Source organism: Pectobacterium sp. CFBP8739 (genome assembly GCF_013449375.1).
Classification (GTDB): Bacteria; Pseudomonadota; Gammaproteobacteria; order Enterobacterales; family Enterobacteriaceae; genus Pectobacterium.
The window spans coordinates 39074-66065 of sequence record NZ_JACDRR010000005.1 but is presented as its reverse complement, the minus strand read 5'-3'; the positions used below and the strand labels follow the sequence as shown (position 1 = coordinate 66065).

The 26992-nt window shown below is 53.0% G+C and carries 21 protein-coding genes; 13 read left to right on the top strand and 8 right to left on the bottom strand.

Annotated elements, in window-relative coordinates:
* Positions 1 to 45 precede the first annotated feature (45 nt).
* The 5 genes from narI to H0247_RS01035 form a co-directional block, all read right to left on the bottom strand.
* Positions 46 to 735, bottom strand: a complete 690-nt coding sequence (narI, locus tag H0247_RS01055; RefSeq protein ID WP_180740854.1) for a respiratory nitrate reductase subunit gamma — start codon at positions 733 to 735, stop codon at positions 46 to 48.
* Positions 735 to 1454 (bottom strand): nitrate reductase molybdenum cofactor assembly chaperone, encoded by a 720-nt coding sequence (gene narJ / locus H0247_RS01050; protein WP_180740853.1) that lies wholly within the window; start codon positions 1452 to 1454, stop codon positions 735 to 737. Before narJ ends, narI begins: the two co-directional genes overlap by 1 nt.
* Positions 1447 to 3012 carry a nitrate reductase subunit beta gene (gene narH / locus H0247_RS01045; RefSeq protein ID WP_180740852.1) on the bottom strand — a complete coding sequence of 522 codons (1566 nt, stop codon included), beginning with the start codon at positions 3010 to 3012 and terminating at the stop codon, positions 1447 to 1449. Before narH ends, narJ begins: the two co-directional genes overlap by 8 nt.
* Positions 3012 to 6776, bottom strand: coding sequence for a nitrate reductase subunit alpha (locus tag H0247_RS01040; protein WP_180740851.1), 3765 nt, complete (start codon positions 6774 to 6776; stop codon positions 3012 to 3014). Before H0247_RS01040 ends, narH begins: the two co-directional genes overlap by 1 nt.
* Positions 6777 to 7445: 669 nt before the next feature.
* The gene (locus H0247_RS01035; RefSeq protein WP_180740850.1) at positions 7446 to 8834 is read right to left on the bottom strand and encodes a NarK family nitrate/nitrite MFS transporter; all 1389 of its coding nucleotides are present in this window, start codon (positions 8832 to 8834) and stop codon (positions 7446 to 7448) included.
* Between the two features lie 336 nt (positions 8835 to 9170).
* On the opposite strand from H0247_RS01035, the gene narX reads away from it, so the two are divergent.
* From narX to H0247_RS01015, 4 genes are all read left to right on the top strand, one after another.
* Entirely contained in the window at positions 9171 to 10979 is a 1809-nt protein-coding gene (narX, locus tag H0247_RS01030; protein WP_180741419.1) for a nitrate/nitrite two-component system sensor histidine kinase NarX, read from the top strand.
* Complete coding sequence (gene narL / locus H0247_RS01025) at positions 10972 to 11622, top strand: two-component system response regulator NarL (RefSeq protein ID WP_010276892.1); 651 nt, start codon at positions 10972 to 10974, stop codon at positions 11620 to 11622. The genes narX and narL overlap by 8 nt, the downstream gene beginning before the upstream one ends.
* Before the next feature lie 362 nt (positions 11623 to 11984).
* Positions 11985 to 13262: an acyltransferase gene (locus H0247_RS01020; RefSeq protein WP_180740849.1), complete on the top strand. Its 1278-nt coding sequence runs from the start codon at positions 11985 to 11987 to the stop codon at positions 13260 to 13262.
* 296 nt (positions 13263 to 13558) lie between these two features.
* Positions 13559 to 14599 carry a DUF481 domain-containing protein gene (locus H0247_RS01015; RefSeq protein WP_180740848.1) on the top strand — a complete coding sequence of 347 codons (1041 nt, stop codon included), beginning with the start codon at positions 13559 to 13561 and terminating at the stop codon, positions 14597 to 14599.
* Positions 14600 to 14672: 73 nt separating this feature from the next.
* Here H0247_RS01015 and H0247_RS01010 read toward each other — a convergent pair whose 3' ends face one another.
* Positions 14673 to 15359, bottom strand: coding sequence for a gamma-glutamylcyclotransferase (locus H0247_RS01010; RefSeq protein WP_180740847.1), 687 nt, complete (start codon positions 15357 to 15359; stop codon positions 14673 to 14675).
* Between the two features lie 431 nt (positions 15360 to 15790).
* Between H0247_RS01010 and H0247_RS01005 the strand changes: the two genes are divergently transcribed.
* The 6 genes from H0247_RS01005 (at position 15791) to H0247_RS00980 (ending at position 22150) form a co-directional block, all read left to right on the top strand.
* Positions 15791 to 16594, top strand: coding sequence for a siderophore-interacting protein (locus H0247_RS01005; protein ID WP_180740846.1), 804 nt, complete (start codon positions 15791 to 15793; stop codon positions 16592 to 16594).
* 286 nt (positions 16595 to 16880) lie between these two features.
* Positions 16881 to 17981 (top strand): sodium-potassium/proton antiporter ChaA, encoded by a 1101-nt coding sequence (gene chaA / locus H0247_RS01000; protein ID WP_180740845.1) that lies wholly within the window; start codon positions 16881 to 16883, stop codon positions 17979 to 17981.
* A gap of 163 nt (positions 17982 to 18144) precedes the next feature.
* Entirely contained in the window at positions 18145 to 19878 is a 1734-nt protein-coding gene (gene dauA / locus H0247_RS00995) for a C4-dicarboxylic acid transporter DauA (protein WP_180740844.1), read from the top strand.
* A gap of 203 nt (positions 19879 to 20081) precedes the next feature.
* On the top strand, positions 20082 to 20804 hold the full coding sequence (gene folM / locus H0247_RS00990) for a dihydromonapterin reductase (RefSeq protein ID WP_180740843.1): 723 nt from the start codon (positions 20082 to 20084) through the stop codon (positions 20802 to 20804).
* Positions 20805 to 20834: 30 nt separating this feature from the next.
* The gene (locus tag H0247_RS00985; RefSeq protein WP_180741418.1) at positions 20835 to 21350 is read left to right on the top strand and encodes a sigma-70 family RNA polymerase sigma factor; all 516 of its coding nucleotides are present in this window, start codon (positions 20835 to 20837) and stop codon (positions 21348 to 21350) included.
* A complete protein-coding gene (locus H0247_RS00980; protein ID WP_180740842.1) occupies positions 21347 to 22150 on the top strand; it encodes an anti-sigma factor in 804 nt (267 codons plus the stop codon). The genes H0247_RS00985 and H0247_RS00980 overlap by 4 nt, the downstream gene beginning before the upstream one ends.
* A 69-nt stretch (positions 22151 to 22219) precedes the next feature.
* Here H0247_RS00980 and H0247_RS00975 read toward each other — a convergent pair whose 3' ends face one another.
* Both H0247_RS00975 and H0247_RS00970 read right to left on the bottom strand, forming a co-directional pair.
* Positions 22220 to 22795 (bottom strand): YceI family protein, encoded by a 576-nt coding sequence (locus tag H0247_RS00975; RefSeq protein WP_180740841.1) that lies wholly within the window; start codon positions 22793 to 22795, stop codon positions 22220 to 22222.
* Positions 22796 to 23141: 346 nt separating this feature from the next.
* Positions 23142 to 24344, bottom strand: a complete 1203-nt coding sequence (locus H0247_RS00970) for an immunity 26/phosphotriesterase HocA family protein (RefSeq protein ID WP_180740840.1) — start codon at positions 24342 to 24344, stop codon at positions 23142 to 23144.
* A 220-nt stretch (positions 24345 to 24564) separates the two neighbouring features.
* On the opposite strand from H0247_RS00970, the gene rstA reads away from it, so the two are divergent.
* From rstA to asr, 3 genes are all read left to right on the top strand, one after another.
* The gene (gene rstA / locus H0247_RS00965; RefSeq protein WP_180740839.1) at positions 24565 to 25302 is read left to right on the top strand and encodes a two-component system response regulator RstA; all 738 of its coding nucleotides are present in this window, start codon (positions 24565 to 24567) and stop codon (positions 25300 to 25302) included.
* Entirely contained in the window at positions 25299 to 26612 is a 1314-nt protein-coding gene (rstB, locus tag H0247_RS00960; protein ID WP_180740838.1) for a two-component system sensor histidine kinase RstB, read from the top strand. The genes rstA and rstB overlap by 4 nt, the downstream gene beginning before the upstream one ends.
* A gap of 177 nt (positions 26613 to 26789) precedes the next feature.
* Positions 26790 to 26992: acid resistance repetitive basic protein Asr (gene asr, locus H0247_RS19735; RefSeq protein ID WP_255433854.1), on the top strand; the 203-nt coding region annotated here is incomplete at its 3' end.

Sequence of the window (26992 nt, the reverse complement as noted above, 5' to 3'; positions counted from 1 at the left end):
CATTAAAATGGCGGCGTTATGATAACGCCGCCATTTTTATCCTATCTAGCGACGGTTACGTACTAACTGGTAGCGGCGCGTCAGATACTCGACCGGTGCGCTCCAAATGTGAACCAGACGGCAGAACGGGAACAGAACGAACAGCGTCAGCCCGAGCACGATGTGCAGTTTGAAGATCAGCGCGACACCCACCAGATGTGCCGATGCCCCGCCCTGGAAGAACGCCACACTTTGCGCCCAACCGACCAGCTTCAGCATCTCACTGCCGTCCATATGCTGTGCAGAGAACGGAATGGTCAACAGCCCCAAACCGGCCTGAATCACCAGCAAAGACAGAATAAGGATGTCACCAACGCTGGATGTGGCGCGAATACGCGGGTTGGTCAAACGGCGCTTTAACAACAACACACCACCGACAAACGTCAACAGACCTGCCGCACCACCGCCGAACATCGCCATTTTCTGTTTTACCTCCATTGGCAGGAACGCTTCATACATCCAGTGCGGCGTCAGCATACCGAGGAAGTGTCCGGCAAAAACACCCAGAATCCCCAGATGGAACAGGTTAGACGCCAGACGCATCCCTTTCTTATCCAGCATTTGGCTCGAACCCGCACGCCAGCTGTACTGGCCGTAGTCATAGCGCAGCCAGCTACCAATCAGGAAAATGGCCATCGCCAGGTAGGGATAGATATCAAAAAAGAATATATTGAAATAGTTAGTGATTGCACTCATTAGCGTTGCCCTCCCGCCGATGTCGCGTCAAGATTCAGATATTGCGGCAGCACCGCGCCAGCAAAGCGGCGTTGGTGTTGCGTTTGTTGGGCCGATGCGCAGCCTTCTTCGCCGAGGAACTTAACCTGTTCCTCTTCCCACACGGCATCCAGCGCCTGCGGCGTGTCGTCGCGTGCTTCGTCAACCACCTTGTGTGTGACATCGTCACTTTTCAGGTCGCTACCGGACAGCGATAACAACAGATCGAACAGCACAGCATAGCTGCTGTCACGCTGCTGCAAACGCGCACCAATCAACGCCAGAATCGGCGCGATGTCGAGTAAACCCGCGCAACTCTGCGCGGGCTCCAGACGAGAAAGGTACTCAAGATACAGCGGCAGATAGTCCGGCAGCTCACGGCAATCCAGCGCCAGACCCGCGTCCTGATATTGCTGCATCAGATCGACCATCGCCTGACCACGATCGCGAGACTCACCGTGAACGTGTTCGAACAGCAGCAGCGAGGTCGCCCGACCGCGGTCAAACAGGCCGCTATACTCCGCCTGCTGGTCCAACAGATCCTGCGCGCACAACGTATTGATGAACTGCATGAGCTGATGACTCTCACGCAGCGGTAAAGCATCGGCCTGCTCTACCGCTTCGATCAACTCAGCCCGGTTTTCCCACAGCTCGCTATCGGGATAGTCCAGCAGGCGGGCAATAATCCGCAGGCTAATCATGGTTCGTCTCCCGCATGATTTTGCTGTTCATGTCGCGCGTTTTGTTGCTGACATCAATGGCATCAATACGCTTGCTGTTGAACAGGTTGAATTTGGTATCGCTGCCGTGGCAACCATCGCCAAAGCTGAAGCCGCAGCCTTTGCTTTCCGGGAACGCTTCACGCGCCAGTTCACGATGGCTTGATGGAATCACGAAACGATCTTCGTAGTTCGCAATCGCCAGATAGCGGTACATTTCCTGCGCCTGCGCTTCGGTCAGCCCAACCTGTTCCAGCGCACGGGTATCGATCTTGCCTTCTACAGTTTCTGCACGTTTGTAGTGACGCATCGCCAGCATACGTTTCAGCGCCAGCAATACCGGCTCGGTATCCCCTGCGGTCAGCAGGTTCGCCAGATATTGCACTGGAATACGCAGACTTTCGACGTCCGGCAGTACGCCGGTGTGCGCCAATTGACCCGCATCCGCAGCAGACTGAATCGGTGACAACGGCGGCACGTACCACACCATCGGCAGCGTGCGATATTCTGGGTGCAGCGGCAGCGCCAGCTTCCAGTCCATCGCCATTTTGTACACCGGCGACTGCTGTGCCGCTTCAATGACGCTGTTTGGAATGCCGTCTTTCAGCGCTTGTTCAATGACTTTCGGGTCGTGCGGGTCAAGGAACACATCCAGTTGGCTCTGGTACAGATCTTTCTCATTTTCCACCGAAGCCGCTTGCTCGATGCGGTCGGCATCATAGAGCAGTACGCCCAGATAGCGGATACGTCCAACGCAGGTTTCAGAGCAGAGTGTCGGCTGACCGCTTTCGATACGCGGGTAGCAGAAAATACATTTTTCTGATTTACCGCTCTTCCAGTTGAAGTAGATTTTTTTGTACGGGCAACCGGTCAGGCACATACGCCAGCCGCGACATTTGTCCTGATCGATCAGGACGATACCGTCTTCGCCACGTTTGTAGATCGCGCCGCTCGGGCAGGTCGCCACACACGCTGGATTCAGGCAGTGTTCGCACAGACGCGGCAGATACATCATGAACGTGTTTTCGAACTGGCCGTACATCTCTTTCTGCATATGCTCAAAGTTTTTGTCTTTGGCGCGCACGCTGAATTCACCCCCCAGATCGTCTTCCCAGTTCGGGCCGTTCTCGATTTTCTTCATCCGCTGACCGGTAATCAGCGAGCGCGGACGCGCGACAGGCTGATGCTTGCCTTCCGGCGCTTTACGCAGGTTCTGATAGTCGTAGTCGAACGGCTCATAGTAGTCGTCGATTTCCGGCACATCCGGGTTAGCGAAGATTTTGGACAACACGCTGATGCGGTTACCCATACGCGGTTCGAGCTTACCGCTGATTTTACGGATCCAGCCGCCCTTCCATTTTTCCTGATCTTCCCAGGCATGGGGATAACCCACGCCCGGTTTGGTTTCGACGTTGTTGAACCAGGCGTATTCCATCCCTTCACGGCTGGTCCAGACGTTTTTACAGCTGACGGAGCAGGTGTGACAGCCGATGCATTTGTCCAGATTCAGCACCATGCCCACTTGTGAACGAATTTTCATCAGGCTTTCTCCTGCTGTACTGTCTGTTTCTGTACATAGTCCTGACCTTCATCATCCAGCCAGTCGATGCGTTTCATTTTACGAACTACGACGAACTCATCGCGGTTTGACCCAACGGTGCCGTAGTAGTTAAAGCCATAAGCCAGTTGGGCATAGCCGCCGATCATATGAGTCGGTTTCGGCGTGATACGGGTTACCGAGTTGTGAATACCGCCGCGCTGCTGGGTAATTTCCGACCCCGGCAGGTTAATAATGCGTTCCTGCGCGTGGTACATCATGGTCATTCCCGCCGGCACACGCTGGCTGACAACCGCACGCGCCGTCAGCGCACCGTTGGCGTTAAACGCTTCTACCCAGTCGTTATCCGCAATACCCAAATCGCGGGCATCATCTTCGCTCAGCCAGATAATCGGGCCACCGCGACCCAGCGTCAGCATCAACAGGTTGTCGCTGTACGTGGAGTGAATACCCCATTTCTGGTGCGGCGTCAGGAAGTTCAGCGGTTTTTCCGGGTTGCCGTTAGGTTTCTTATTCATCACCGGCTCAGCCGCACGGGTGTCGACCGGCGGACGGTATACCAGCAGGCTTTCACCGAAGGCACGCATCCACTCATGGTCTTGATACAGCTGTTGGCGACCGGACAGCGTACGCCACGGAATCAGCTCATGAACGTTGGTATAACAGGCGTTATAGGAAACGTGTTCATCTTCCAAACCAGACCAGGTCGGGCTGGAGATAATCTTGCGCGGCTGCGCCTGAATATCGCGGAAGCGAATTTTTTCGTCTTCTTTATTCAGTGCCAGATGCGTGTGGTCACGACCAGTGAATTTGCTCAGCGCTTCCCACGCCTTCACCGCTACCTGACCGTTGGTTTCCGGAGCCAGAGACAGAATCACTTCTGCCGCATCGATCGCCGTTTCAATCTTCGGACGACCTGCCGCCGCACCGTCAGCCTTGGTGTAGTTCAGCTTTTTCAGGAAATCGACTTCGGTCTGTGTGTTCCAGCCAATACCTTTACCGCCGTTGCCCAGCTTGTCCATCAACGGACCGAGCGAGGTGAAACGTTCGTACAGGTTCGGATAATCGCGCTCCACCATCATCAGGTGTGGCGCCGTTTTGCCCGGAATCAGATCGCATTCGCCTTTTTTCCAGTCCTCCACGCCAAACGGCTGGGCCATTTCCGCCGCAGAGTCGTGTTGAATCGGCAAGGTCACCAGATCGGTTTCCTGACCCAGATGCCCCAGACAGACACGGGAGAAGGCTTTCGCGATACCTTTGTAGATTTCCCAGTCGCTTTTTGAATCCCATGCGGGATCGACAGCCGCAGACAACGGATGAATAAACGGATGCATATCCGAGGTATTCATGTCGTCTTTTTCGTACCAGGTTGCCGTTGGCAGGACGATGTCGGAATACAGGCAGGTGCTGGACATACGGAAATCAAGCGTCACCACCAGATCCAGTTTGCCTTCAACGCCTTGATCGTGCCATTCCACCTCTTCCGGCTTCACACTGCCTGCGGTACCCAGATCTTGCCCTTGAATACCGTGCTCCGTACCCAGCAGATACTTCAGCATGTATTCGTGGCCTTTACCGGAGGAACCCAGCAGGTTAGAACGCCAGATGAACAGGTTGCGCGGGTAGTTTTGCGGACTATCCGGCTGTTCAGCAGCAAATTTGATTTCGCCTGATTTCAACGCAGCAACGGTATAGTCCTGCGGCGTGACGCCGGCGGCACGCGCTTTCTCTGCAATATCCAGCGGGTTAACGTTCAACTGCGGTGCAGACGGCAACCAGCCCATACGCTCGGCGCGCACGTTGAAGTCAATCATGCTGCCGGTAAAGCGGGATTTATCTGCCAGCGGTGACAGCAGTTCCTGCGGCGCGACGGTTTCATAACGCCACTGGCTAGAATGGTTATAGAAGAACGAGGTACTGTTCATGTGGCGTGGCGGACGCTGCCAGTCCAGACCAAACGCTAATGGCACCCAACCGGTTTGCGGACGCAGTTTTTCTTGTCCGACGTAGTGCGCCCAACCGCCACCGCTCTGACCAACACAGCCGCAGAAAATCAGCATGTTGATGATGCCGCGGTAGTTCATGTCCATGTGGTACCAGTGGTTGATACCGGCACCGACGATGATCATCGAACGACCGTGCGTTTTATCGGCGTTATCCGCAAATTCACGCGCAATGCGGATGATGTTCTGACGAGAAACGCCAGTAATTTTCTCAGCCCAGGCTGGGCTGTACGCTTTCACATCGTCATAATCACGCGCGCAGTTGTCGTCGCCCAGACCGCGATCCAGACCGTAGTTCGCCATCGTCAGGTCATACACGCAGGCAACCAGCGCGTCGCTACCGTCAGCCAGTGTCAACCGCTTAACGGGCAGTTTGTGCAGCAGGATGTCTTGTAGCTCAACGTTGTTGAAATGTTCGCTGACCGCGCCGCCAAAATACGGGAAGCCGACATCAACGACATCGTCATGCGAGCCCAGCAGGCTCAAGCGTAGCTTCACTTCTTCGCCGCTCACACCGTCGCGCTGTTCCAGATTCCATTTGCCCTGATCGCCCCAGCGGTAGCCAATCGACCCTTGCGGTGCCGTCAGGTTGCCGCTCTCATCGTCAATCGCGATAGTTTTCCACTGCGGGTTGTTGTCCTGGCCGAGGTTGTCCACCAGATCGGAGGCACGCAGCATTCGGCCTGCGGCGTAATAGCCGTCCTCACGCGGCTCCAGCAGCACCAGCATCGGTAAGTCCGTGTATTGACGAACGTACTCGCTGAAATACTGGCTCGGTTTGTCGAGGTGGAACTCTTTCAGAATCACGTGGCCCATTGCCAGCGCCATCGCGCTGTCGGTACCTTGTTTCGGGTTCAGCCAGTGGTCGCACAGCTTGGCGATTTCCGCGTAATCCGGCGTGACCGCTACGGTTTTGGTGCCTTTGTAGCGAACTTCCGTAAAGAAGTGGGCATCCGGCGTACGGGTTTGCGGAACGTTAGAGCCCCAGGCAATGATGTAAGAGGAGTTATACCAGTCGGCAGACTCCGGTACGTCAGTCTGCTCACCCCAGGTCATAGGTGATGCTGGCGGCAAGTCACAGTACCAGTCGTAGAAGCTAAGACACACGCCGCCAAGCAGGGAAAGGTAACGGGCCCCCGCTGCGTAGGACACCATCGACATCGCAGGAATCGGTGAGAAACCGATCACGCGGTCTGGGCCGAAGGTTTTGGTGGTGTAAACGTTAGAGGCCGCGATCAGTTCGTTGACTTCATTCCAGTCAGAACGAACGAAGCCACCACGGCCACGAATTTGTTTGTAGTATTTGGTTTTTTCGGGGTCGTTGACGATGGACGCCCAGGCATCAACCGGATCGCTGTGCGTCAGTTTCGCTTCACGCCACAATTTCAGCAGGCGCTTGCGCATCATTGGATATTTCAGGCGGTTAGCGCTGTAGAGATACCAGGAATAGCTGGCACCGCGCGGGCAGCCGCGAGGCTCATGGTTAGGCAGGTCCGGGCGGGTACGTGGATAATCGGTCTGCTGCGTTTCCCACGTCACCAGACCGTTTTTCACATAAATCTTCCAGCTACATGAACCGGTACAGTTTACCCCGTGAGTAGAACGCACAATTTTGTCATGCTGCCAGCGACTGCGATAGCCGTCTTCCCAGTCACGATTGGTATTGAGGGTCTGACCATGACCATCGGAAAACGGTTCGGCCAGTTGTTTGAAGTAACGTAACCGGTCAAGGAATTTGCTCATCCGGACTCTCCTGCTGCGAAGCCTGCTGGCCCCTGTCGTTATGAAATGCTCGTAGCAGACATCTGTTTTTGCTTACGACACATCGCTCAAGTTGGCGCTAGCGTATCCAGCCAGCCCCTCGTCAAAGTTGATAACGATCAAGAGAGTTTCCCGCTTAAAAATGGCATTCCTCATCAACTACCACCAAAGAATTATGACAAAAATATCAATTAAGATATTGATATTAAATGATAAAAATAAACCCATTAATTTTGTGTTTATACTGAATTCACACACACGACTATTTAGAGGTAGTAGTCGGGAAGCGACGAAAAATCGCTCGAAAAAGAGAGATGATCTATTAGTTTTCTGTCCTTATTTTTTTGGCGTAAAAAATTATGCTGAGGAGAGAGCGGGCTTAGGATGAGCCGCAAGGATGCGGCGAAAGCTTGCGCCACGTCGGGAACGTGTCGCAAGCGATCCGCAAAGTCCGATACCGACGAAGGCACCGCATCAGCGGCATAATTTCCGCCAAAAGCCTGGGGTCACGGGGCGAGCGGCGATTGAGCCGCCCCGTGTCGGGCGCGTGCTACAGAGTAGTATGAAAATGACAGCATTAATCGCGCACGGAACCACCTCTTAGTCGACATAAGAATGTGACTAAGAGGTGGTTGGGAGGCGGGTCAACGCTTAGCGTTGCTTTCTGGCATAAAACAGCCAGGTCACCAATACGCACACCACGTAGCACACCACAAACACCTTCATCGCGCCGGTGGGTGAACCGGTTAACTCCAGCGACATCCCGAAGGCTTGAGGAATGAAGAAGCCGCCGATAGCGCCAATGGCTGAGATAAAGCCCAGCGCTGCGGCGGTATCCGTGGCTGCGGTACGCTGCGCATCCGCATCGCTTCCACCTTGAGTTTTCACGCGATCTGCCGTTAATTTACGGAAAATCACGGCGATCATCTGGAAGGTTGACCCACTACCCAGACCGGCCGTCAGGAACAGCATCATGAAGATGCCAAAGAACATCCCGAATGAACCCGCAGAGTTCGCACTCGGCAGGGACAGGAACAGTAATACCGAGAGAATCACCATCAAGATGAAGTTAATCAACGTAACTTTCACACCGCCAAAACGGTCAGACAGCATTCCACCCACCGGACGCGCCAACGCCCCCAGCAGTGGTCCAAAGAACGCGTAGTACAGAATCACGATGTCTGGAAACTGTGTTCTGGACAGCATGCCGAAGCCCGCCGAAAAACCGATAAATGAGCCAAACGTGGACAAGTACAGAAAGCTGAGCACCCACAGATGCATTTGCTTCAGAACCGGCAACTGCTTGCGTATAGACGCATTAGGCGCAGGAAGATCGTTCATACCAAACCAGGCAGCGGTTGCAGCAATCACCAAAAACGGTACCCACATCCATGCCGCATGGTGCAGCCAAATCGGGTGCCCGTCAGGCTGAACAACGCCATTGCCAGAAAAGCCCAGAATCGGCAGGAAAATCACTACCGGCACCAGCAACTGCATCACGCTCACGCCGAGGTTGCCCAATCCGCCGTTAATGCCTAGCGCACTACCCTGACGTGATTTGGGAAAGAAGAAACTGATGTTCGCCATGCTGGACGCGAAGTTAGCACCCGCGAAGCCACACATCAGAGAAATCGTGACGAAAATGCTGTACGGCGTTTGCGGGTTTTGTACGGCAAACCCGAGCCAAATACACGGGATCACCAGAATGATGGTACTTAATGTCGTCCAACGGCGACCGCCAACCATTGGGATAACGAAGGAGTATGGAACGCGTAATAGCGCGCCGGAGACGGAAGGCAGCGCAGTCAGTAAAAAGAGTTGGTCTGTGGTAAAACGAAATCCGACCTTGTTTAGGTTAACGGCCACGGTGCTGAATATCATCCAGACACAAAACGACAACAGCAGGCACGGCACAGAGATCCAAAGGTTACGCTGTGCTATCCGTTGGCCACCAGATTGCCAGAATTTTGTATCTTCAGGATTCCATTCCCTGATCAGCGTGCTTTGCGATACTTTTTCGGGTGATGAAGGCTGCGTCATAAAAACCTCGATAAATAAAAACGCGGTAGAATTAAGGCGCAACATTAGGGATTACACCGCAGGTAAAGTTGATGCAAATCAACGCGCTGTCAGGTAAAAAAACCGTGTAAAAATAGCCACACTCCTTAATGAGTAATAAAAATAGAAAAATAAGCAACGATAATTCAATCTGTTATATCTCTCTTTTTTCTTACTGTCATACCCCCTTTCAAGGCGCAGATATTCGGTGGTACTCACTAGTGGGTATAGGGTTATCACGTGGAATCGGGAAAAATGCCAAAAGGGTTATCCCTCTCGGTACTGGTTCTCTACTCCTCCAGCAGAGGTCGCTTTATTATGTTGAAACGTTTCCTGCTGCCGCTGTCGCTCGTCAATCAGGTTGCACTATTGATGCTGCTACTCGGTTTGCTGGGTATTGCAGGTATGTCGGTTTCCAGTTGGATGTCTCAAAGCATCCAAGGGAACGCGCACGCCATTAATAAAGCGGGTTCGCTGCGCATGCAGAGCTATCGGCTGCTTTCAATGGTACCGCTCTCTGCCGAAAATGAAATCTACCTGCAAGAACTGGAAGAAGACGAAATCAGCAACGATCTACAGCAGGCAGTACGTCGGGAAGGGCTTAGTGAACAATTCACTGCGCTGCGCGTTTTCTGGCTGGAAAACCTGCAACCTCATCTGCGACAGGCAACGCATTCTTCCGATGCGTCGGCGGATGTCGCCCGCTTCGTGAAACAGCTCGACGATTTGGTTTCCGCCATCGATCATAAAACCGAACAAAGGCTGAGGATGGTCACGCTGGTGCAGCGTATCTTCATCGGCATCATGTTTATTCTGCTGGTCACGACGTTCTTTTACCTACGTCGCCGTCTGTTAACACCGTGGCAACGTCTGGTTGCGATGGCACAGACCATCGGTCACGGCGATTTCACCCAGCGCGTCGCCATCAACGGCCATGATGAAATGAGCACGCTGGGACAAGTGCTGAACAGCATGTCGGATGAACTTTCCGCCATGTACCACAGTCTGGAACAGCGCGTGGCCGAGAAAACCGCCGACCTGCAACAGAAAAACGATCTGCTCTCTTTCCTTTATCGCGCCAGCCGGCGCCTGCATACCGGCGCGCCGCTGTGTAGCCGCCTGATGCCGATCCTGAACGAACTGCCGTCGCTGACTCCCCTGCGCAATATTCAACTGCGATTGTATGAAGATAACAATCAGGAACAGTTTCACCAGTTTAGCGATTGCAGCCAATCACAGCCGGATCACTGCCCAGATAACAGCTGTCAGAGCTGCGGGATGCAGGCAAAACCGGAAGAACTGCCGGGTAAACCCCACTGCTGGGATCTGCACGATAAACACGGGCAATATGGCGTTGTGTTAGCCACGCTGCCGGGCAACACCGTATTGAGTCGGGATCAGAATCAGTTGCTGAATACCTTGCTGGAACAGTTGACCAGCACGCTGGCGTTGGAGCGTCAATCTAACCATCAGCAGCAGTTGATGCTAATGGAAGAGCGCGCCACCATTGCTCGTGAGCTGCACGACTCCATCGCCCAGTCCCTTTCCTGCCTGAAAATTCAGGTGAGCTGCCTGCAAATGCAGGGCGGCGATTTTCCCCCCGTTTCGCAACAGTTGCTGACGGAAATGCGGGAAGAACTGAACACCGCCTATCGCCAACTGCGTGAACTGTTGACCACCTTCCGGCTAAAGCTGTCGGAATCCGGCTTACTCGCCGCGTTGCGGGCGTCAGTCGATGAATTCAGCAAGCGGCTGGGCTATCCCATCGAACTCCACTACCGTCTGCCGCCGCAGTCGGTCTCCGCGCACCAGGGCATTCACGTCCTGCAAATTGTGCGTGAAGCGCTGAGTAATATTTATAAACACGCGCAGGCGACACAGGTCGATATCACCCTGCAACTACGTCAGGGCTACATTGAACTCAGCGTAGCCGATAACGGCATCGGTATTCCGGATGATGCCAGCCGCGCCAACCATTATGGACTTATTATCATGCGCGACCGTGCTCGAGGTTTGCACGGCGAATGCATTGTTCGACGCCGACCGTCGGGGGGCACTGAAGTCAATGTCAATTTCCTCTCCGAATACCGTCACCGGCTGCCATTAACAGGAGAAACTCATGATTAACGAAGATGCCGCCACCCTACTGCTGATTGATGATCATCCCATGTTGCGCAATGGCGTTAAGCAACTCATCAGCATGGACCCAGAATTGCAGGTGGCAGGTGAAGCCAGTCACGGCGAACAGGGGGTCGAGCTAGCGGAGCAACTAGACCCGGATTTGATTCTGCTTGATTTGAACATGCCCGGCATGAATGGCCTGGAAACATTGAATCGTCTGCGGGAAAAATCGCTGTCTGGTCGTATTGTCGTCTTTAGCGTATCCAACCATGAAGACGATGTTGTCAATGCCCTGAAAAATGGTGCTGACGGTTACCTGCTGAAAGATATGGAGCCGGAAGATTTGCTGGCTGCGCTGCATCAGGCGGCGTCAGGAAAAATGGTGCTGAGTGAAACGTTGACCCCAATTCTGGCCGCCAGCCTGCGCGAAAGCCGCCACAGTAGCGACCGAGACATTCAGCAGCTCACGCCACGCGAACGCGATATTCTGAAGCTGTTGGCTCAGGGATTATCCAATAAAGTGATTGCCCGCAAGCTCACCATTACCGAAAGTACCGTTAAGGTTCACGTCAAACACCTATTGAAAAAAATGAAGCTAAAATCACGGGTTGAAGCGGCTGTCTGGGTATTACAAGAAAAAGTGATTTAATCCAATCGTTACAAGATACCGCTATTGTCAGCGGTACGGGTAAGGCGCTCTGGCGCCCTTCCGTCCGAGATTATCCTCGCGTAAGCGAGGATGCCGCCGGAGCTAATGAAAACGCCGTCGTTGATAAAAACTCTGTCGTTGATAAAAACTCTGTCGTTGATAAAAACCCTGTCGTTGATAAAAACAACGTTGATGAAAATAATGGTTCGAAATTCCACCAACACCCCGTTCGATCTAAACGGTTGCTAAACGGCACCGGCATTTATAGCCATTATCCTAATTAATGTGACGTTTCTCTCGTTTAAACTAGCTTGTAATCGCATTTTTCGGCTTTTACACCGAGTTTAACGTTGAGGAACAGCATGAAAAAGGTCAGTAAGGAGCGTTTTATCGGCCTGGAATGGTTACGGTTTTTGCTCGGCTGCTACGTGATGATTTATCACACGGTACACGTTTATCCCCAGCGAGAGCGCATTCCTTTCCTGAGCGAGCTCACCAGCATGGGATTCTTCGCGACCAGCACGTTCTTTGTCCTGTCTGGCTTCTTGCTAGCCCATGTCTACATAAAGGACGGACGTCTGCGCGAACCCGTTCGCCAGTTTTGGGCCAAACGCTTCTTTAATCTTTATCCCATTCATATCATTGCCCTGCTGTCTTCGATTGCCGTCGTGACGCTGATGCAGTGGCTGGCCGTGCCACCAGAAGGGCAAATCGCCAGCGCGCGTTTTGTCATTTATGACACCAACGATCCCGCAGCCGCACCCGAAACACTGCGCCATTATATGACGAATGCACAGTTGGCGTTCAACGGGTTATTGCAGGTACTGATGTTGCAGGCATGGAATCCTTACTTCCTGACCTTCAATGCCCCGTTATGGTCGCTTTCTACCCTGTTCTTTTTCTATCTGGCATTTCCGCTGTTAGCGCCACGTCTGTTGAACAGCCGCCATCCGTGGCTGTGGATGGGGATCGTCTGCCTGCTGTATCTGCTGCCGCCGATTTGGGTGATTTGGCAGCAGCAGTTCGGCATGCCCTACACCGGATTATTGCAGCGCGGACCGATCTTCCGCCTGCCGGAATTTTTGGCTGGTATTTTGGGCTATGCACTGTTCCGTCATTATCGTCAGAAAGATCGCTTACCACTGACCAAAGGTCAGCGCTATGCGCTCGCCCTCTTTATTGGTGTGAATTTCCTTGTCGCTACCTGGCTGTTCACAAAAGGCGAAGCCTATTGGTATTTCCTGTTGCATAACGGTTTGCTCCTGCCAGCTCAGGTCGGTTTAGTCTGCCTCAGCGCGCTAGCGCGTGAACCTAATCGCGAGTGGCTGCGACATTGGTCACCGCGCTTGGGGGCGGCATCGCTCTCGATCTTTGCGCTGCACGTTCCGCTCTTCAATCTGTTCCGTACGCTGGAACAGTTGGTGCGCGGTAACCCAATGGCCTGCTTCAGCGACTGGGATCAGTGCATTGCCGCCGCCGGTCAGGTGCAGCTCTCCATGACGGGCTATATCATTTTCCTGCTCACCACCGTGACGCTCTGTGTGCTCTTCCAGGAACGGATCGTGCTGCGCGTGAGGACGTTCCTGACCTCGCGTTTCCTGAACACCAACAATATCTCACGCACGCAACGTACCGCGTAGTACCGCTTTCGCACTCATTTCTCTGGCCTGAAATCGTCTGGGCCAGAGAAGCCTCTCACGTATAACGACGTTCCTTTCGACTGACTCCAAAGTGTGACAGACATCGCGTTATAGCCGTTAATCATCAATAGCAACTTTTATAACTATTTACATTCTAATCAATTACCGTTTTCGGGTAGAGCATCACTTCGATTCCTGTTAATGTTTGCCGTTCCGGGCTAAACCGGTTCGTTATCAACGGTTGTACGTCTTTGACGGACATCTCAATACCTGTCACCACTGTTTACTTGGCAATAATGACACTATCCAAACACGCAATCTCTTCCCTCAGCCTGGTTATCGCCCTTTCTGCTGGCGTTACGCAGAGCCGCGCTGACACCATTTGGTTGAACAACGGCGACAAGCTCACAGGGAAAATCACGCTGCTTGACGGCGGTAAACTCTTTATCAACACCGACTATGCTGGCTCTATTTCTGTAGCCTGGGACAAGGTGAAAACCTTCGAATCCGACCATGGTCTGGTGATTCAAGGCGAACGTTACGAGAAAGGCGTTCTGTATCCGACGATCAACGCGGGCGAAAACCGCGCCATCGTCGCGAATCCGTCGCTGGCTAACGAAGCGGCTGGTCCACAAACATTGCCGCTTTCTGAAATTACGTCCATCGTCGCGCAGAAGCCGCTGGTGACCGATTTCGCCTGGAAAGGCAACATTGATGCCGGCATGTCGCACAAGAAAAGTTCGACAGAAACGGATAACTACGATGTGGCGCTGAACACCAAAGCGCGTCACGATACGTGGCGACACAACCTTGATGCCAGTTACCATTTGGCGAAAGAGGATAAAGTCGAGAGCACCAAGAATGCGGCTGGCGAATATGCGCTGGATAAATTCGTGGATGAGAACTGGTTTTGGCAGGGTCGTTACCAGTACAAACGCGACTGGATCGAAAGCATTAAAATCAACCGTTCTTTCGGTCTCGGTCCCGGCTATCAGTTCTGGGATAACGATTTAGGCGCATTTTCTCTGACTTCACTGGTCAACTCCCAAACCTTCATCTATCGCGATCAGGGCGAGGATAACTTCTACTCTGGTGGGATTAAATGGGCGTACAACCGCTATATATTCAGCAAATCGGTTGAAGCCTTCACCAACGGCGAATTGGGGCGTTCATTTGACGGCACTGCGCCAATCTATCTGAAAGCGGATGCAGGCATGCGCTTCAAGCTGACCGACTGGTCTTCGATGACGATGAAAGTGTCACGTACCCGTATCGAAAGTAATCAGGGGAATGTTGACGACACGCTGTACACCATGGGTGTTGGCGTCGGCTGGTAATTCGGTCGCTTCATTCGTTTCAAGGTGAACGGCGACGTCGTCGTTCACCTCAACGCTCATGCTCGTCGCGCCGTTATTGTCCGTTCCCTGCCGCCGCAGAACACGACTGTTGCAAAATACGCACCCGTTGCGCCAGCTCACTCACGCTTGCATCTTCTGTCCCGTGATTTTTCAGCTCTTGCTCCAGCGCAAACAGATATTGCGCATTGGTGCCGAGCGGCCCGCTCGCACGGGCAATCAGCGGGGCAACGCTCTGAATACAGGTATCGTTTTCATTCAGGGGATGTTCCGGCTCGGACACAAACACCAGCGCCGTCAGCGGTGCGCCATTTTTCCGCTGCAGCTCACACCAGAGCGGACGATAGCAGCCCGTCAGCATTTCACGCTTCCACAGCAGCTCCAGATCTTCACGCAGAGACGCTTCCGGTAAACGGAAAGCCAGACCTGTCGTTTGCCCACCGGGCTGTAGCGCCAGCATCCGTCCCGGCTGGGTTACCGTGCCGCGGCCGATGGTGAGACGAAGGCAAAAGGCACGCTGCCACCCTGTCAGCGTGGCCAGACAGGTTTCTTCGGCGTCAAAAACCGGGTTCCACATCAGCGAACCGTAGCCAAACACCCAGACCGGACAACTATTGGGCCGGAGCGCCAGCGTCCTGTCCAACGAATCAGCCCGCTGTTGCGGCGTGAGCAGTAAGGTTTCTTCAATACAACCAAAAGACGTTCTACAATCTGCTTTCTGCAAAAAATCGCGTGTTAACACTACTTACCACCTCCAGCCCTACTCTTTTCCTGCGCGTCAGATCGGCTCTCGCCCTGCGTGTAAAAACCTAACTGCTTCATCTGCTTAATTTTACAACACTACCAATCATGAGGTTATTCATTTATGGCTTTGCGATCAAGTTTGATAGTGGTCACAAAAACTAAAAAAGTTCGTGATAATGTTTCATCCGCGCGATATTCCGCTTTTGTACCAACTTAATCGGCAACGTGCCGCCAGACTTGACGCTTTACTGATACAAACCTCATTTTTGTGATAACAGAAGCCTATTTCCGACCTTTTTCTGTATATGAAAGCCCAACAGCATATTTATTCCGATGGAATGACAACGACCAAACACAAAATGATAATAATTATCATCTCGTATTGTTATTATTTCCCATACCGGAATTGACTACCCACGGAGACACTGAATGGCAACGCCGCGTCAGCCTGTTTTAGTTCAGGTTAAACAGACCCACGATATTTCCCCTCATTTGCGCTGCATTACTTTCCAGCATGACGCGTTGCGCGATTACCCTGCCGAGCGCTATGGCGCGCATATCAAACTTTTTCTGCCGCAGGCAGGACAGCAAAAACCGGTTCTGCCAGCCATTGGCGAACGTGGCCCAGTCTGGCCAGAAGGCGAAGCCCGTCCTATCGTTCGCACTTATAGCGTCCGCGCATTACGGCCAGAAGAGGCGGAGCTGGATATGATTTTCGCGCTGCATGAACACGCCGGACCTGCCGTCACGTTTGCCCGTCAGGCCAAACCCGGTGATTGGGTTGGTATTTCGCAACCTGGTGGCCCGCTCCCCATGCTGCCACCAGCGGCCGCTTATTACTTGGCCGCTGATCCGTCGTCACTCCCCGCGCTCATGGCGCTGTTAGAGAATCTGCCCGACGATGCTCAGGGACATGCCGTGATCCGTATCGACAGCGAGGCGGATAAACTCGCTATTGCTAAACCCTCACAGCTTCAATTGCACTGGATCGTCGGCGGAACCGATGCGACCGATACGCTGTTGCAACGTTTTCAGGCGCTTCCAACCGCTGAACATGCATTTTACTGGTTAGCGGGTGAGGATCGTATCGTGGTACAGCTTCGTCGTCATGTGCGTCGAGAGCGCGGGTGTGAACGAAATCAGATGTATGCCGTTCCTTATTGGCGAGAGGGGTTAAATGAAGAGGATTATCATCATAAACGCCACGATATCATGGACAATCCTGACGAATAACAAAAAAAAATACATTTGATATTATCACGATAGGGAGAATATGGATGAATTCTCCCTTTTCATTTAAATTTCACCTCAAAGCGTAAAAATCCGTAAAACACCCCGAATTATGCCGACAATCTGTTATCCTTTTGTTCGTTTCATTACGTTATAACTACTTTTTAGTAACCTTTTGCTGTTTATTACCGTTCTATGCCCTGAATACGTCGAGTGATCGGTATGCTAGCTTGAAGTATGACGGGGATATTTTGCCGTATCATCCCTCTGGATAAGGAGAACTCCCGCAATGAAGTCTCATGCTGAGGTGGTCAAAACTCGCCATCATGAATACTCACTCATTTTTCCTGTTATTGCGCTGGCCGTGCTCTACATGTGGGGCAGTTCACAAGATTTCATCGCTATTCTCGGCATCAACGCCCTTGCGTTAGCCGGAATACTTTTCAGCGCGTTCAGCGTGGTACGTCACGCCGACGTACTCGCGCACCGTTTGGGTGAACCCTATGGATCGCTGATCCTCAGTCTGTCCGTCGTCATTCTGGAAGTCAGCCTGATTTCAGCGCTGATGGCAACCGGTGACGCCGGCCCAGACCTGATGCGTGACACCCTCTATTCGATTATCGTGATTGTCACCGGTGGCCTGGTGGGCTTCGCCCTCTTGCTCGGCGGCCGTAAGTTCGCCACGCAGTATGTTAATCTCAGCGGCATCAAGCAGTACCTGATGGCGATCTTCCCCTTGGCGGTGATTGTGCTGGTTTTCCCCAGTGCCTTGCCCGATGGTAATTTCAGCGTATCGCAGTCGCTGATTATTGCCGCGATTTCCGCGGCGATGTACGGCGTGTTCCTGTTGATCCAAACGCGTACGCACCAAAGCCTGTTTGTGTATGAGCACGAAGACGAAGGCGACGGCGACGATCCTCATCACGGTAAACCGTCTGCGCACAGCTCGCTGTGGCACACCGGCTGGTTGCTGATTCACCTGATTGCCGTTATCGCGGTAACCAAGATGAATTCCATGCCGCTGGAAACGCTGCTGACCGAAATGAACGCGCCGACGCAGTTTACGGGCTTCTTGGTCGCACTGTTAATCCTCTCTCCTGAAGGATTGGGAGCGATCCGCGCCGTCCTGAAAAATCAGGTACAGCGCGCGATGAATCTGTTTTTCGGTTCCGTGCTGGCAACCATTTCACTGACGGTTCCTACCGTTACAATCATCGCCATGCTCACCGGCCGCACGCTGAACTTCGGTCTGGATATGCCGCACATCGTCGTGATGCTGTCGGTGTTGGTGCTGTGCCACATTACGTTCTCCACTGGCAGGACCAACGTATTAAGCGGCAGTGCGCATCTGGCACTTTTTGCCGCCTATCTGATCACTATCACGCTGTAACCCCTCTGCCGATGTGGTTTTCGCCGCATCGGCTCCGCAAGACTGCACTTCTCTTGATGTATATCTGGATCTTCTGAGCGCGTCCGGCGTATCGTAAGGGTGTTGTCGACGGACCGGCAGGCCCGCCATGTTGATTTGCTTCCTTACTTTGGTTTCTGCTTAGATGAAAACGCACGGAATTAACGGCGTCAGGCCGTTCAGCGCGCTGATTGACGCGTGCTGGCGCGAAAAATATACGCTGCAACGTTTTACCCACGATATTATCGCCGGCGTTACCGTCGGTATCATCGCCATTCCCCTGGCGATGGCTCTGGCGATTGCCAGCGGCGTTCCGCCACAGTACGGGCTCTATACTTCGGCGATTGCTGGGATCGTCATTGCCCTCAGCGGCGGTTCGCGCTACAGCGTCTCAGGCCCAACAGCCGCTTTCGTCGTTATTTTGTATCCCGTGTCGCAACAGTTCGGGCTCTCTGGCCTGCTGGTTGCCACCTTGCTTTCCGGCATATTTCTGCTGTTGATGGGGATCTGCCGCTTCGGCCGTTTGATTGAATATATTCCGCTTTCCGTGACGCTGGGGTTTACCTCTGGGATCGCTATCACCATCGGTACCATGCAAATCAAGGATTTCTTCGGCTTGCAGATGGCCGTGGTGCCCGAACATTACGTCGAAAAAGTGGCCGCACTGGCGCAATCACTGCCGACTCTGCATCTTGCGGATACATTGATTGGCGCAACGACGCTGCTGGTTCTCATCGTTTGGCCCAGACTCGGTATTCGCCTGCCCGGCCATTTGCCCGCACTGCTGGCAGGCGTTGCCGTGATGGGGATTATGTCTCTGCTCGGTGAACACGTGGCTACAATCGGTTCTCGATTCAGCTATATGCTCGCGGACGGTTCGCAAGGGCAAGGTATCCCGCCCATCCTGCCGCAGCTCATTCTGCCGTGGGATATTCCATCACCGGATGGCAAGACGATGACGCTGGATTGGCAAAGTATTTCCGCGCTGCTGCCTGCCGCATTCTCTATGGCGATGCTGGGCGCGATCGAATCGCTACTGTGCGCGGTCGTGCTGGACGGAATGACGGGCAAAAAACACAATTCTAACGCGGAGCTGATGGGCCAGGGATTCGGTAACATCATTGCTCCCTTCTTTGGCGGTATTACCGCGACCGCCGCGATTGCTCGCTCCGCCGCTAACGTGCGCGCAGGCGCTAACTCGCCGCTCTCCGCCGTGATTCACGCGCTGTTGGTGCTATTGGCGTTGCTGATACTTGCGCCATGGCTGTCTTACCTGCCGCTGGCGGCAATGGCGTCGCTGCTGTTGATTGTCGCCTGGAACATGAGCGAAGCGCACAAGGTCGTGGATTTACTGCGCCACGGGCCGAAAGACGACATCATCGTGATGCTGCTTTGCATGTCATTAACCGTACTGTTTGACATGGTGATCGCGATTACCGTCGGTATCGTGCTGGCATCCTTGCTCTTCATGCGGCGCATCGCGCAGATGACCCGACTGAGCGAACTGCCGGACACCAAAATCCCGGACCATCTGGTTCTGCGCGTTAACGGCCCGCTGTTTTTCGCCGCGGCAGAGCGCATCTTCAACGATCTGACCGTACGCAGCGAAGGTTATCAAAATATCATCTTACAGTGGGATGCGATGCCGGTGCTGGATGCCGGCGGACTCAATGCGTTCCTGCGCTTTAGCGACACGCTGCCCGAAGGCAAGCAACTCATCATCACCGACATTCCCTTCCAGCCGTTAAAAACGCTGGCGCGGGCAAAAGTCCACCCGATTGAAGGACGGCTCAGCTTCTACGGTTCATTAGCGCAGGCGATTGAGGCGACGACGGTGAGAGACAGGATGTCTCTCCTTCATCCCGATGAGCTTACATAAGTAAGTGATTCGGGTGAGTGACAAATCTGCCAGAGGCTGGTTTGAACGCTGCTTGCAGCGGCCCCAACGGGCGAGACACACGCCAGTGTGTCGAGTAACCAGCCAACGTACATGCAACTTGAAGTATGACGAGTATAGTGGTTAATTCAGGTATATTGTCACGGTTCGCCCCCTTCTGACTAGCGTGTTGAGGAGACCTAATTGTGACAACGTTTTCTTCTGCTCCCGTGTTAATTACCGGCGGCGCACGGCGTATCGGGCTGGCACTGGCGCGTTCGTTTCTGGCTCAGTCAATTCCGGTCATCATCAGCTATCGCACGCCTTATCCCGAGTTGGAAGCACTACAGCAGGACGGTGCAATTTGCCTGACCGCCGATTTTTCCACCACGGAAAATATCTATGCGTTTGCAGAGCAAATCCAGTCACTCACGCCGCGGCTGCGTGCCATTATTCACAATGCCAGCCGCTGGGAGCCAGAAAGCCCCTCCATACCGCCAGAGCAAACGCTGGCCGATATGCTGCAAATTCATGTCTATACGCCCTACTTGCTCAACCAGTTACTGGAATCTTGCCTGCGTGGGCAAGGCGTGGCTGGCGCAGATATCATCCATCTGACGGATTACGTGGTAGAAAAAGGCAGCGACAAACACATTGCCTATGCCGCCAGTAAAGCGGCGCTGGATAACATGACGCGTTCGTTCGCCCGCAAACTGGCGCCGGAGGTGAAAGTCAATGCGATCGCCCCCAGTCTCATCCTGTTTAACGAACAGGATGAAGAGGCCTATCGTCAACAGGCGTTGGACAAATCCCTGATGAAAATTGCCCCCGGCGAAGCGGAAATTGTCCGGCTGGTGGATTATCTGTTCAGCAGTAACTACGTCACCGGAAAAACGCTGGGCGTTGATGGTGGGCGGGCCTTGCGTTAAAGCCCTGAGTCTCAATGTGAGGATAAAAACATCACCACCAGCGAAGTTCGTCAGCATTTGACTGCCCATTTGACGCGTCTATGGCGCTATGGATTGGTGCTGTCGCGTAGCCATGAGGTGGCCGAAGAGCTCGTCCAGTCTACCTGCGTTCGTGCACTCGAAAAGAGTGCACAGTTTACACCTGGCACGCGTATCGACAGGTGGCTGTTCTCCATTCTTCATTCGATATGGATTTCCGAACTGCGCGCCCGCCGCGTACGTCAGGGACAAGGGTTTATCGAAAGCGAAGAATTACTGGCACCCGATACCCATGAGCAGGATGACAATCGTCTGCATTACCAGAAAATCATGCAGCGAGTCAGCGTGCTTCCAGAAGCGCAGCGCAACACCGTCTTTTTAGTTTATGTCGAAGGGTTTACCTATCAAGAAGCGGCAGACACGCTATCGGTACCCATCGGCACCATTATGAGCCGACTCGCTGCTGCACGAGGTACGCTGGCGAAATCCATTGATACCCAGCCCTCGGCAAAGGAGAGATTGTCTTGAAAGCAATGCGTTTTACGCCCCCTTACAGTGACGAAGCCATCGTTGCCTGGCTCGATGGCGAAATGAATGAGGCCGATGCGCAACGATTCAAGGCGCTACTTGAGGGGGATGAACAGCTTGCAGAGCGTGTCGCGGAACTGCTGAAAGGTCAGCTTGATGTTGAAGCAGCCTTCGCGCCCTTGCTCGACAAAGCGCCTCAGGCGAGGATGCAGGCCAGACTGGAGACGTTATTGACGGAAGCACCGACACCAGCCACACCGCCATCTTATGCCGGTGTCAGCCGTCGTTCATTCATTGCTGCTTCACTCAGTTTTTTGGTGTTGGGATCGGGGCTAGGCTACCTCGCGCGTTCTCCTGGGATGATTCTCAGCGACAGCGAGAAAATTCGCGATCTTGAAGCGCAGTACATGTCGCTGTACCGCGCGGAAACCCTACTCGATGCGGACGGCACCGCACAGGCCTTGCAACGCGGACTCTCTCGCACGGCTCAGGACATTGGGTTGCCTCTCAATGAGCAACAACTGACGCTTCCCGCTGCAGAATTGAAAATGGTGCGTCTGCTGCGCTATGACCAGACATCGATTGCACAGATTACCTGGTTGCATGCCGAATATGGCCCGATGGCGCTCTGCATTTCCCCTGAGCGTCAGACAACGGCCACGGCGCTTAAAAATGAGCAACGCCATGATATGCAGGTTGTCTGGTGGTACGCCCACGGCTATCAGTTCGTCTTAATTGGCCGTAGCCCTGTAGCACCGCTCACAGAAAGTGCGCTCAGGTTACAAACGTCGCTGACATAGCCCGTAAACAGCCTTCCACACACAGGGGACGCCACGTGTGGAAAGCCACTATTTTATAGGCGTGTTGAGTTATGCGGCGTGTCGGGCTTTCGCCCGGATTTCAATAGTAATCGCGACGCGATCGTCTACCACCCCAGTAAACCGATCCATGTTAAAAGACGAGCGCGAAATCGCGGTGGTAGCATGGAGAGACAATGAACCGTCATGAGATGCCATTCCGCCCTGTTCTTCAAGCGTGGCGTCCAGAATGACCGGTCGTTGAACGTTTTTTACCGACAGAGAACCAAAAACCCGAAAGTGCCCCTTCCCCAGCGCCACAACCCTGCTGCTAGTGAAAATAATATCGGGATAGTGTTCAGCATCAAAAAACAGGCTGCTTTTTAACTGGTAGGTCAGCAGACTGTTGGAAGCCTGTAACGTTGTGATGGGGATTTTCACATCAATACGGTCATTCGTTTCCTTTTCAGCGTCCAATGTGATGTTGCCCGTCACGCCGTTGAGAGAGGCTTGTGACAGGTGACCAAATGCTTGCCATGACAGCGCAATGGCCGTGTCATCAGTGGCAACGGTGTAGTTAAGCGGCATAGCATGCAACAGTGGACTGATGAGCAGTCCGGCGGCCAATACGGGAAGGATACGCGTCATAACAGGATTCTCTTCAAAGTAAACAACGCGTAAACGCTCAGGCTTGCTAATTTATTCGATCAATTCTGATTATTTTTTCGCTGCAGAGAAAATATCGAGCGTTGATGAGGTGCGGCTTTGCGTTAAAGCTCTGCCACAGGGCAAGATTGTGAATATTTTTTGAACCAATTGCGATCATAAATTAATCGCCACTTGCATGATTAATCTTCAAAGAAAGCGTCACCAGAACAATTGATATTGTGGGTTGCACATGTCGAGCAAAAAACAACCACCCATGCGAATACCCTGCCACCACAGTCCACTGGCATGCACGTGCCCAAAAGCACGTGCAACGAGATGACAGGAATTATTTCGTCTCTCTTTTCTTCGCACGCACCTTACGCTGGTACGCTTTATTGCTGGCGACATACGTCAGGTAGGCCGCTCGCGTCATCCCACCGATATGTTGGGCAAAGGCATCGTAAGTGGTATCGGGCGGTAACTCGAACTCGGCCAACACCTGTTCCCATGCTTCACGGTGCTCTGGATTGAGTAGCGTTTTATCGTAGTGAGGGAAACCGCTACCCGCAAAGCATTCGGCTGATACGCTGCTATAAGCCCCATTGTTCATATAGCTATGTCCGGTTTTAAAAGCGGTATCCTGACAGGCTTTATTGATCGAACAAGGCCCCCACGACAGGCGATAGTCGCTTTTCTGGGCGCTGATACTGGAGCCATAGCCAACCGGAAACAGAATGTCCTCTTCCGCCAGCATTTTCGATCCCACATACGCATAATTACCGCGCAGAAAAGCGTCATCCATAACGATCCAGCATTTTTCAGACAAAGGCGATGCCACAATCTCCGACAAGGCGGGATTACGCTCAGTCGTGCGGAAAAGATAAGGCCGGACAAACAGCGGCATCGTCATCACATTATTCCAGATGCTGTGTTCAGCAAACAGTTCATCCTTTTGCATCTGACGGAGGTTACCAATAACCAAAACATAACCATCGGTATGCAAGTCTATCTCGACCCGAAAGATGTCGCCCGGAACCGTTTTATGCTGCTGGTTTTTCATACTTATCAGCCGTTCCAGCTTGTGCGCATAATCAACCGGCAAGCGTTCACGATAAGATTGCAGCCAGTCGACAATCTCTTCTTTGCTGATCAAATGACGGCATTCCGGCAGCGGTAGCCGGATAGAATTTCGATAATTACTGGCGTTGATGTAACCGCAGTTGCCCGAGTTCAGCGTTCTGACGCCCGCAGAAAACACAATACCATCGGCCATCACGCTGGAAACGCTGGTATAAGTCAGTTTTTTTTCTTTACCGCGCGCGGTTCTCGGCAGAATAATTTCACGTCCGCGGGTGTGAATAATGACATCGTCTTCCTGATAATTTAGTGCGGTAGCTGTAATGCGTTTACGGATCGTGTCGCCATCAAAGCAGATAAAATAGCCATCACGAACGGTGACAACATCCCATTCAGGCGACAATGGCGCCAACCCAAAATAAGGACGTAAGACTTCCTGCATCCAGCTGTTTATCTGGTCAATTGGTGTCATCTTCAGCGCGGTTCCCTGTGGAATAATCGGTAATGGTGCTGTGACCGTTCTCGAGAAAAGACGAGAATCCGGTGCAATCTAGCCTAAAAAAGCCTGCTCCGCAGCTTATCTAATTTGGGCAAGTAAACAAATACTTAACACCCATTTACGCTTCACTTCTCGTTTATGATCTATCATCAGGCTATGCTATCAGCAGTAAGAGGGAGATGACGTAGATACCATGCATAAGATTGTTTTTATAGAAGATGATACCGAGGTGGGAAAATTGATCGCGGCCTACCTCGGCAAGCATGACATTGATGTTCAGGTTGAAGCACGAGGCGATCAGGCATTGGCCTTTATTGAACAGCAGCAGCCCGATCTTGTGCTGTTAGACATCATGCTCCCCGGTAAAGATGGTATGACCATCTGTCGGGAACTGCGGCCACAGTACAGTGGCCCGATTGTGCTGCTGACGTCGCTGGACAGCGATATGAATCATATTCTGGCGCTGGAAATGGGTGCCGATGATTACATTCTAAAAACTACGCCGCCCGCCGTGTTGCTCGCTCGTCTGCGTTTGCATTTACGCCAGTACGCCACTACGCCACAGGCTGTAGTGGAAAAAGCCGCGCCCGCCGCATTACAGGTGCACAAGTCCCTGCACTTCGGCCTGCTCTGTATCGATCCAGTTAATCGAGAAGTAACGTTAGGGCAAGAGCACATCGTGTTATCTACCGCAGATTTCGATCTGCTCTGGCAACTGGCGACACACGCTGGCCACATCATGGATCGGGATGCGCTGCTGAAAAACCTGCGCGGCGTCACCTACGACGGCATGGATCGCAGTATTGACGTTGCAATTTCCCGCCTGCGTAAAAAATTGTACGACAACCCGCTGGAGCCGTTCCGTATTAAAACGGTGCGCAATAAAGGTTATCTGTTTGCCCCTAATACCTGGGAGAGCGTCACGCTATGAAAAAGCTGTTCGTCCAGTTTTTTCTATTGCTGTTCGCGTGCTTTGTCGTCATGACGCTACTGGTCGGGCTGGTCTATAAAGTCACCGCCGAACGTGCTGGCCGCCAGTCCATGGATGACCTGATGAAAAGCTCGCTGTATCTCATTCGTAATGAGCTGCGCGCGATTCCGCCCCGCGAGTGGCATAAAACGATCAACCAGCTTGATTTAAACCTGTCGTTCAAACTGCACATCGAACCGGTGAGCAAATATGCGCTGAGTCCCAAGAATCGCCAGCGTCTGAATGAAGGGGAAATTATCGCACTGGATGACGAATATACGTTTATCCAACGTATCCCTCGCAGCCACTACGTTCTCGCCGTCGGCCCTATTCCCTACCTGTTCTTCCTGCACGAAATGCGGCTGCTGGATTTACTGCTGGTGATGCTGATTGGGCTGTCGCTGGCGCTGCCGGTTTTCTTATGGATGCGGCCGCATTGGCAGGCGATGCTAAAACTGGAGAATGCCGCACAGCGCCTGGGCGATGGTCATCTCGAAGAGCGTATTCACTTCGATAGCACCTCCAGCCTGTTCCGGCTTGGCGTCGCTTTCAACCGTATGGCGGATAACCTGAACCAACTCATCAACAGTAAAAAACAACTGATTGACAATATTGCACACGAATTGCGTACGCCGTTGGTCAGGCTGCGTTATCGGCTGGCAATGAGCGACAACCTGACGGAAGACGAGCAGCAGGCGTTAAACCGGGATATTGGTCAGCTTGAAGCGCTCATTGACGAGCTGCTGACCTATGCCAGGCTCGACCGTCCGCAGGTGACGTTACACCTTACCAATATCGATATTCCCTCGTGGTTACAGGCAAAAATTGACGATTTTCGTCTGATCCACCCTGACAAACATATTTCGCTGGATATGCCTCCTTCAGCGCAAATTGGCGCCTTAGACCTGCGGCTGATGGAACGGGTTCTAAATAATCTGATCGGTAACGGGTTACGCTTCTGTCATAGCCGATTGCACATCAGCCTCACGTCCGACGCAGAGCCTATCGCCTGTCTGCAAGTCGAAGATGACGGCCCCGGTATTGCACCCGAAAGCCGGGAAAGCGTGTTTGAACCCTTTATCCGTCTGGAAGCGGGTATCGAGAACAGCAGCGGCGGGTGTGGGCTCGGGCTGGCCATTGTTCATGCTATCGCCCGCGCCTACGAAGGCAGCATTACCGTGGATGAAAGCCCGCTCGGCGGCGCGCGTTTCCGTTTTTGCTGGCCAGTAAAAACCACGACAGCGCAGCCAGCCAGCGCCACCAAGCACTAGCACCGAGACGGCGGTAACCCCGCCGTTTTCTCCTGTTACCCTCGTTTTCCCAGCTTGTACATTAGGTTACACGCCGAAACCAATCACTCACTGAAGCCGCCCGCCGTTTCTCCTATTCTCTCTTCACCGGCCCAACCGAGGGCTACGAAACGTGAATGAGATAACGAGGAAATGATGATGAATAAAGTATTAGTTATGATCGCAGGTGCGGCACTGGGTCTGTCCTCTGTAGCGTTTGCCGCAGACACCGTAACCAGCACGCCTGCTCAGCCTATGGCGACCACATCTGCTCCTGCTAAAGCCGTTCACCATAAAAAACAGGTGAAAAAAGCGAAACCTGCCGCTGCACAGAAAGCGCAGGCTGCTAAGAAACACGTGAA

Excerpts from the sequence above, each read along its gene's own strand:
- narH (WP_180740852.1), bottom strand. The coding sequence starts at position 3,012 with ATGAAAATTCGTTCACAAGTGGGCATGGTGCTGAATCTGGACAAATGC.
- dauA (WP_180740844.1), top strand. The coding sequence starts at position 18,145 with ATGAAAACGCACGGAATTAACGGCGTCAGGCCGTTCAGCGCGCTGATT.
- H0247_RS01020 (WP_180740849.1), top strand. The coding sequence starts at position 11,985 with ATGAAAAAGGTCAGTAAGGAGCGTTTTATCGGCCTGGAATGGTTACGG.
- H0247_RS00970 (WP_180740840.1), bottom strand. The coding sequence starts at position 24,344 with ATGACACCAATTGACCAGATAAACAGCTGGATGCAGGAAGTCTTACGT.
- narJ (WP_180740853.1), bottom strand. The coding sequence starts at position 1,454 with ATGATTAGCCTGCGGATTATTGCCCGCCTGCTGGACTATCCCGATAGC.
- narI (WP_180740854.1), bottom strand. The coding sequence starts at position 735 with ATGAGTGCAATCACTAACTATTTCAATATATTCTTTTTTGATATCTAT.
- rstA (WP_180740839.1), top strand. The coding sequence starts at position 24,565 with ATGCATAAGATTGTTTTTATAGAAGATGATACCGAGGTGGGAAAATTG.
- narL (WP_010276892.1), top strand. The coding sequence starts at position 10,972 with ATGATTAACGAAGATGCCGCCACCCTACTGCTGATTGATGATCATCCC.
- narX (WP_180741419.1), top strand. The coding sequence starts at position 9,171 with ATGTTGAAACGTTTCCTGCTGCCGCTGTCGCTCGTCAATCAGGTTGCA.
- chaA (WP_180740845.1), top strand. The coding sequence starts at position 16,881 with ATGAAGTCTCATGCTGAGGTGGTCAAAACTCGCCATCATGAATACTCA.
- H0247_RS00975 (WP_180740841.1), bottom strand. The coding sequence starts at position 22,795 with ATGACGCGTATCCTTCCCGTATTGGCCGCCGGACTGCTCATCAGTCCA.
- H0247_RS01040 (WP_180740851.1), bottom strand. The coding sequence starts at position 6,776 with ATGAGCAAATTCCTTGACCGGTTACGTTACTTCAAACAACTGGCCGAA.
- H0247_RS01015 (WP_180740848.1), top strand. The coding sequence starts at position 13,559 with ATGACACTATCCAAACACGCAATCTCTTCCCTCAGCCTGGTTATCGCC.
- H0247_RS01035 (WP_180740850.1), bottom strand. The coding sequence starts at position 8,834 with ATGACGCAGCCTTCATCACCCGAAAAAGTATCGCAAAGCACGCTGATC.
- H0247_RS01005 (WP_180740846.1), top strand. The coding sequence starts at position 15,791 with ATGGCAACGCCGCGTCAGCCTGTTTTAGTTCAGGTTAAACAGACCCAC.
- rstB (WP_180740838.1), top strand. The coding sequence starts at position 25,299 with ATGAAAAAGCTGTTCGTCCAGTTTTTTCTATTGCTGTTCGCGTGCTTT.